Origin of the sequence: Dactylosporangium aurantiacum, from assembly GCF_000716715.1 — a bacterium.
GTDB classification, from domain to species: domain Bacteria; phylum Actinomycetota; class Actinomycetes; order Mycobacteriales; family Micromonosporaceae; genus Dactylosporangium; species Dactylosporangium aurantiacum.
Window position 1 is genome coordinate 1 of record NZ_JNYJ01000119.1, and the last position, 1,742, is coordinate 1,742.

The 1,742-nt window shown below is 66.9% G+C and carries 1 protein-coding gene and 1 pseudogene; both read left to right on the forward strand.

The window, feature by feature from the left end; all coding sequences use genetic code 11:
- Positions 1-132 precede the first annotated feature (132 nt).
- A pseudogene (locus tag OP18_RS61670) lies at positions 133-213 on the forward strand (hypothetical protein); the annotation flags it as partial.
- 102 nt (positions 214-315) lie between these two features.
- The coding region (locus tag OP18_RS50480; protein ID WP_245635822.1) for a chemotaxis protein CheW at positions 316-1,742 on the forward strand (1,427 nt) is incomplete at its 3' end.

Sequence of the window (1,742 nt, forward strand, 5' to 3'; positions counted from 1 at the left end):
GGTGGTGGTACGCCGCCGGCTGTGCCGCCCGTGGGTCGGGCTGCGGGTGGTGAGGGTGGTGAGGATGCGGTGTCGAAGCGGAGTGTGGCGGATCAGTCGATCCGGGTGGATGTGGATCTGTTGGACAAGTTGATGAATTTGGTGGGGGAGTTGGTGTTGACCCGGAATCAGTTGATCCGGGCGATCGGGTCGGTGGCGGATCCGGGGATGACGCGGACGGGTCAGCGGTTGAATCTCATCACTTCTGAGTTGCAGGAGTCGGTGATGAAGACCCGGATGCAGGCGATTGATCATTTGTGGTCGAAGTTGCCGCGGGTGGTGCGGGATCTGTCCTCGACGTTCGGTAAGCAGATCCGTCTTGCTCAGGAGGGTAAGGAGACGGAGCTGGACCGGTCGCTGCTCGAGGCGGTGAAGGACCCGTTGACGCATCTGGTGCGGAATGCGGTCGATCATGGTATCGAGTCGCCGCAGGAGCGGGTGGCGGCGGGGAAGAATCCTGAGGGCACGTTGACGTTGCGGGCGTATCACGAGGGTGGGCACGTGATCGTGGAGGTGCGTGACGACGGTGCCGGGATCGATCCGGACAAGATCGCGCGGATCGCGGTGGAGAAGGGTCTGGTGTCCCGGGACCAGCTTTCCACGATGGATCGGCGGGAGATCCTGGCGTTGGTGTTCCGGCCGGGGTTCTCCACCGCGAAGGCGGTCACCAACGTGTCCGGTCGTGGGGTCGGCATGGACGTGGTGAAGACCAACATCGAACGTATCGGTGGTGCGGTCGACGTCGACTCCATCGTCGGGCAGGGCACCACCTGGCGCCTGACGATCCCCCTGACCCTCGCCATCATCCAAGCGTTGACCGTCGAATGCCGCGACCAGCGGTACGTCATCCCCCAGGTCGCCGTCCACGAACTCGTCTACCTCGACGGGCAGTCCGGACGCGTGGTCGAGCACGCCATGGACGCACCCGTGTACCGGCTGCGCGGCAAGCTGCTGCCCCTGGTGTACCTCGACGACACGCTCGGCCTGGCGCGTGAGGGCGAACACGACAAGGACGTGTACGTCGCCGTGCTGCAGGCCGAAGGCAAACGCTTCGGGCTCGTCGTGGACCGCGTCCTCAACACCGAGGAGGTCGTCGTCAAACCGCTGACCTCCAGGTTCAAGGACATCGGCGTGTACGCCGGTGCCACGCTGCTCGGCGACGGCCGGGTCGCGCTCATCCTGGACGTCGCCTCCCTCGCCCGGCGCGCCCACCTCGCCGCCGGCGTGGAACGCGTCGACGCCGACACCACCGTGCGCCGCGGCGGCGGCAACGGCGACCGGCTGCTCATCGCCGGGGTCGGGGACCGGCGCGTCGCGATCCCCCTGGACATGGTCACCCGCCTGGAAGAGTTCCCCGTCGACCGCATCGAACGCACCGGCAGCCGCGAAGTCGTGCAGTACCGCGACCAGATCCTGCCCGTGCTGCGCCTGTCGCACATGCTCGGCGCCTACGAAACCGAGTCCGGCCCCACCGTCCCCGTCGTCGTCTACACCGAGAACGGCCGCTCCGTCGCCCTCGCCGTGGAGAAGATCCTCGACATCGTCGAAGAAGGCCTCGACGACTCCCGCCGCGACTTCGGCGACGACGGCCTGCTCGGCTCCGCCGTCATCCAGCAACGCGTCACCGAACTGCTCGACGTGCGCCGCGCCATCCTCGCCGCCGACCCCCTCTTCCACACCAAGATCGACAACAGCATCGACCC